Source organism: Corallococcus praedator, from assembly GCF_003612125.1.
GTDB classification, from domain to species: domain Bacteria; phylum Myxococcota; class Myxococcia; order Myxococcales; family Myxococcaceae; genus Corallococcus; species Corallococcus praedator.
Window position 1 is genome coordinate 1 of sequence record NZ_RAWI01000526.1, and the last position, 5,446, is coordinate 5,446.

Here is a 5,446-nt window from a genome sequence, read left to right on the forward strand (position 1 = left end):
CAGGAGGACGTGGATCCGCTGGTGGGAACCCGGATGGGCAGCTTCCGGCTGGTGCGCCGGGTGGGCCGGGGCGGCATGGGGTCCGTGTACCTGGGCGAGCACGTGTCCATTGGCAGCCGGGTGGCGGTGAAGGTGCTGCACGAGCACCTGGCGCGCTACCCGGAGCTGGTGCAGCGCTTCCATGCCGAGGCCCGGGCGGTGAACCTCATCGGGCACGAGAACATCGTCAGCATCTTCGACCTCAACGCCGCCGCGCCGCGTCCGTACCTCATCATGGAGTACCTGGAGGGGGCGCCGCTGTCGGCCTGGGTGGGGACGCCGCTGTCGGCCGGGGCCGTGGTGCCCGTGCTGGCGCAGGTGTGTGACGCGCTGCATGCGGCGCACGCGCGGGGCATCGTCCACCGCGACCTGAAGCCGGACAACATCTTCCTGGTGAAGCGCGGACGGGGGATGCCGTTCGTGAAGGTGCTCGACTTCGGCATCGCGAAGCTGGTGGACGCGAGCATGCCGGAGACGATGGCGGGCATCATCGTGGGCACGCCGGAGTACATGGCCCCCGAGCAGTCGCTGAGCCGCCGCCTGGATGGCCGCGCGGACCTGTACGCGGTGGGCGTCATCGCCTACCAGCTGCTCACCGGGCGGCTGCCCTTTCCCGATGAGGGGCTCACCGCCCAGCTGGTGGCGCACCAGACGCGGCAGCCCCCGCCGCCGCGCTCCATCTGCCCCACGGTGCCGGCCGCGCTGGAGGCGGTCGTGCTGCGCACGCTGGCGAAGACCCCCGAGGAGCGCTTCGCGAACGCGCTCGCCCTGCGCGCCGCGCTGGAGCAGGCCATGGTCGTGCGGACCCCCTCGCCGCGTGCGGCTGCTCCTCAGGGGCCCCGCCCTGCCTCCTCCGTTCCTCCAGGGGCTCCACAGGGGCCCCCTGGAGCCCGGGGGACGCCCGCGCTGGCGCCCGCCGGTGCCTCGAGCGGGGGGACGCTCCTGTCGTCGGTGCAGGTGCTGCTGCATCCCGGTGCGCAGCCCCGGTCCTTCACGGGCTCCGACCTGTCGCGCGGAGGGGTGTTCCTGCATGCGACGGGGGACCTGCCGCTGCTCTTCTCCCAGGTCCAGGTGGTGCTGCCCCTGCGCACGGGGCCGCTGAGCGTCACGTGCGAGGTGGTGCGCCACGTGTCGCCCGAGCAGGCCCAGGCCTGGAACATGCGCCCGGGCTTCGGTGTCCAGTTCATCGCGCCGTCGGCCACGCTGAAGGCCCGCGTGGAGCAGCACCTGTCCGGCGCTCCGGTCTCGCCGCCGCCCGCGCCGCCCCGGGAGCTTCCGGACGACGCGGAGGCGGAGCGCGTCCTCGCGGCCCACGGCGAGCGGCTGGGCGGGGAGGATGACCACTACGCGGTGCTGGGCCTGTCCCCGGACGTGGAGCTGGACGCCGCGCGGGAGCGGGCCCGGGAGCTGTGGACCGCCCTGTCGGCCGTGCGGCAGCGGCCCCTGTCGCGCGGGCAGCAGTCGCGCCTGGAGTCGATGCTGAGCCGCGTGCGGGACGCGGGCGACACGCTGGGCCTGCCGCTGCGCCGGGCGCGCTACGACGCGCGGCGGGGCAACTCCCGGGGCGTCGCCCGCTGCCTGGAGGCGGGCCTCACCTCCGGACAGGCGGAGGCCCTGCGCCGCGAATTCCTGGCCGAGCAGCCCCGGGCGGTGGGCACCGCGCGGGTGCACTTCCTCACCGGCAGCGCGCTGGAGCGGGACGGCCAGCTCAAGCGGGCCCTGGAGGCCTACGAGCGCGGCCTGCAACTGGACCCGTTGGAGTTGGAGTTCCAGCAGCGCCGCCGCGTGGTGGATCGGGCGCTGGAGGGGCGAGTGGCGGGACCCCGCAATGAAAGAGCCCGATTCCCTGGGGAGGGAACCGGGCTCTAGGCCCGACCGTCAGGTCGGACCGGTGCGACTTACTCCGCGAAGAGACAGGCGGAGCTCACGCCCGCCAGCTTGGACGTACACGCCTCGAGGCGGTCGTTGTAAGCTTCCTGCTCGGCCAGGGTCTTGTCGTCGCAGCCCTCCGCGTCCTTCAGGCAGGAGAACCACTCGCCGACCTTGTCCTTGTCGGAGTCGGAGCAGGCATCCAGGGACTCCTCACAGGCCTCCTTCTGCGCGTCCGTGGGCTCCGGGGGCTTGGTGGTGGTCACGCCACAGGCCTCGGCCTTGTCGAACAGGTCGTCGGCGACGTCCTGCGAGTCGTCGCACAGGCTGCCGCCGCAAGCAGTCAGAGACAGCGAAGCCATGGCCGCCAGGCCGAACAGGAACTTCTTCATGGTGGTTCTCCCCCTCAGGGATGAGGTACAGGTGGGTTGGAAGCAGGCCGCAGCCTTTGCGGCCACAGGCATGCGTTCTAGTGGACTTTATTCCGGGAATTCTATTCAAAAGTCGTTGAGGGGGTTGGCGGGATGTCTGATCCGCCATGTGCCTTGACTCCCCCCCGGGTTTCCCGTAAGTCCCGCCGTCTTTTAGCGCGCCGGGCGGTCCGCCGTCCGAAATGCGCGTTGGATTCCATAGCTGACAGGGGTTCGACGATGTACGCAGTCATTCGCACAGGCGGGAAGCAGTACCGCGTTGCCGAGGGCGACGTTCTCCGGATCGAGAAGATCACCGGGGACATCGGCGCCGAGGTCTCCTTCACCGAGGTCCTCCTCCTGGGCGGCTCGGACAGCCCGAAGGTGGGGCAGCCGACGGTGTCGGGCGCGAAGGTCGTGGGCAAGGTGCTGGCGCAGGACAAGCACCGCCGCGTCCTCCACTTCCGCAAGGAGAAGGAAGGCTGGACCCGCCGTCGTGGTCACCGTCAGCCGTACACCGAGGTGAAGGTCACCTCGATCTCCGGCTAGTTCGGTTCCCTTCGCAGGTCTTCTTCAGTCACGAACTTCAAGGAGCAGGTGTCATGGCCCATAAAAAGGGACAGGGTTCTTCGCGCAACGGGCGTGATTCCAACCCGCAGTACCGCGGCGTGAAGGTGTATGGCGGCGAGACCATCTCCGCGGGCAGCATCCTCGTGCGGCAGGTCGGCACGGTCATCCACCCGGGCACGAACGTGAAGCTCGGTCGCGACTTCACCCTCTTCTCGACGGTGGACGGCGTGGTGAAGTACGAGCGCCTCGGCCGCGACAAGAAGAAGGTGTCGGTGTACCCGGCCGCCGCCGAGCAGGCGAGCGCCTAGTCGGTCGCTCCGGGGGCAACCCCGGGCACGGCATCCCCGAGCGGGTCGTTCCCGGTCCACCCCGTCCTCATCGACGGTTGGATGCGAGGACGGCCCGCTTTGTGTTTTTCCAGGAGGGTAATCCCCCCATGAAGTTCGTCGACGAAGTACGCATCTACGTGAAGGCGGGGGACGGCGGGAACGGTGCCGTGTCCTTCCGGCGCGAGAAGTTCATTGAGCGGGGCGGCCCCAACGGCGGGGACGGCGGCAACGGCGGCTCCGTGTCGTTCGTGGCGAACCCCCAGCTCACCACGCTGCTCGACTACCGCTACCAGCAGCACCACCGGGCCAAGAACGGCGAGCACGGCATGGGCAGCGACTGCAATGGTCGCGCGGCCGATGACATGGTGCTCCAGGTGCCGGTGGGCACGCTGATCCGCAACGAGCAGACCGGCGAGCTGCTGGTCGACCTCAGCGACCCGGGCCAGGTGTTCATGGCGGCCAAGGGCGGCCGGGGCGGCCTGGGCAACATGAACTTCGCCACCTCCACGCGCCAGACGCCGCGCTTCGCGCAGGACGGCACCCAGGGCGAGGAGATCACCCTGCGGCTGGAGCTGAAGCTCCTGGCGGACGTGGGCCTCTTGGGCTTCCCCAACGCGGGCAAGAGCACGTTCATCTCGCGCGTGAGCCGGGCGCGGCCCAAGGTGGCGGACTACCCGTTCACCACGCTGGTGCCGAACCTGGGCATGGTCCAGTACAAGGACCACCTGTCCTTCGTCATGGCGGACATCCCCGGCATCATCGAGGGCGCCAGCGAGGGCGTGGGCCTGGGCCACCAGTTCCTGCGTCACGTGGAGCGCTGCAAGGTGCTGGTGCACCTCATCGACATGGGCGCGATGGGGGACGGCCGTGATCCGCTGGCCGACTTCAACATCCTCAACAAGGAGTTGAAGAAGTACAGCGCGGAGCTGGCCAGCAAGCCGCAGGTGGTGGCCGCCAACAAGCTGGACCTCACGGAGGCCCGCGAGCGGTTGGGTCCCTTCACGGAGGCCCTGCGCCGTCGCGGCATCCGCGTGTACCCCGTGTCCTGCGCCACGGGCGAGGGCATGCAGGCGCTGATGGACTCGGTGGCGGAGGTGCTCTTCACCGGGCGCACCGACAAGATCCACACGGAGGCCCCGGCGAAGGGTTCCGGCAAGCGCTCGGGCGCTTCCGCGAAGAAGGCGCCGAAGAAGGCGTCCACGACGCGTCCGGCGAAGAAGGCCGCGAAGAAGGCTTCGACCCGGACTGCTGCGGCGCGCAAGCCCGTGGCCAGGAAGGGCGCGGCGAAGAAGTCCGCGACGCGGGCTTCGGTGGCGCGCAAGGCCGTGGCGAAGAAGACCGTGCGCAAGGCATCCGCGAAGAAGTCCGCCGCGAAGAAGTCCGGCGGGAGGCGCTGAGTCGATGGCTGGTGGAGGACCCCGCTACGAGAAGTTCGAGCGCGACGTCGTCGAGCCGGAGCAGTTCCTGCTCGATGTGCGGAAGGAGAGGATCGACCGTGTCGTGGCGCAGCGGACGCGCAACTTCACGGTGGTGCTCGACCGGCTGGAGGACAACTTCAACATGGCCGCGGTGCTGCGCACCTGCGAGTCCATGGGCGTGCAGGAGGTGCACGTCGTCATCAACCCGGACGCGCCCTTCGTCCCCAATTCACGGGTGGCCCAGGGCTGCGACAAGTGGTTGGACGTGCACCTCTACAAGACGTTCGCGGACTGCCGTGAACACCTGAAGGGGCAGGGCTTCAGCCTCTACGCGTCGGCGCTGCGCGAAGGGGCCACCAGCCTCTACAGCCTGCGCTTCGACACGAAGTTCGCCATGGTGTTCGGCAACGAGCGCTTCGGCGTGAGCGACGACGTGCTGGCGGGCGTGGATGGCACCTTCTGGGTGCCCATGAAGGGCTTCAGCCAGAGCCTGAACATCTCCGCGGCGGCGTCGGCCAGCATCAGCCGGGCGATCGCCTGGCGGGACGAGCACCTGGGAAGCTCCGGGGATTTGACCCCTGAGCAGGCCCAGGAACTCCGTGAGCGCTTCTACCTGCTGGGCGTGAAGCAGCGGAAGCGTCTGGTCAAAGCCACACAGCGGTGAATGCTGGCCCCCCGGGGGCCGTCCGGATGAAGTAGATGGACCCTGTGGGCGCCCCTGGCGCCTGCTCCGGAGGCGCACGCCATGTTGCTGGAATCCCTGCTCTTCACGCTGCTCGCCGTGCCGCAGGCCCCTACCACCGCCGCCCCC

General features: G+C 69.6%; 6 protein-coding genes. 5 read left to right on the forward strand and 1 reads right to left on the reverse strand.

Translation table 11 applies throughout. The features are described from left to right. On the forward strand, nucleotides 1-1,908 hold a 1,908-nt coding region (locus D7Y13_RS37895; protein ID WP_439329253.1), incomplete at its 5' end, for a protein kinase domain-containing protein. A gap of 29 nt (nucleotides 1,909-1,937) precedes the next feature. Here D7Y13_RS37895 and D7Y13_RS37900 read toward each other — a convergent pair. Then, nucleotides 1,938-2,300, reverse strand: coding sequence for a hypothetical protein (locus D7Y13_RS37900; protein ID WP_120536729.1), 363 nt, complete (start codon nucleotides 2,298-2,300; stop codon nucleotides 1,938-1,940). Between the two features lie 258 nt (nucleotides 2,301-2,558). Here D7Y13_RS37900 and rplU point away from each other — a divergent pair, with 258 nt between their 5' ends. From rplU to D7Y13_RS37920, 4 genes are all read left to right on the forward strand, one after another. Next, entirely contained in the window at nucleotides 2,559-2,867 is a 309-nt protein-coding gene (gene rplU, locus D7Y13_RS37905) for a 50S ribosomal protein L21 (protein WP_120536730.1), read from the forward strand. 53 nt (nucleotides 2,868-2,920) lie between these two features. Further along, entirely contained in the window at nucleotides 2,921-3,196 is a 276-nt protein-coding gene (rpmA, locus tag D7Y13_RS37910; protein ID WP_120536731.1) for a 50S ribosomal protein L27, read from the forward strand. A 128-nt stretch (nucleotides 3,197-3,324) separates the two neighbouring features. After that, nucleotides 3,325-4,614, forward strand: coding sequence for a GTPase ObgE (gene obgE / locus D7Y13_RS37915; RefSeq protein WP_120585419.1), 1,290 nt, complete (start codon nucleotides 3,325-3,327; stop codon nucleotides 4,612-4,614). A 4-nt stretch (nucleotides 4,615-4,618) separates the two neighbouring features. Beyond that, the gene (locus D7Y13_RS37920; protein WP_120536733.1) at nucleotides 4,619-5,299 is read left to right on the forward strand and encodes a TrmH family RNA methyltransferase; all 681 of its coding nucleotides are present in this window, start codon (nucleotides 4,619-4,621) and stop codon (nucleotides 5,297-5,299) included. The last annotated feature ends 147 nt before the right edge of the window (nucleotides 5,300-5,446 follow it).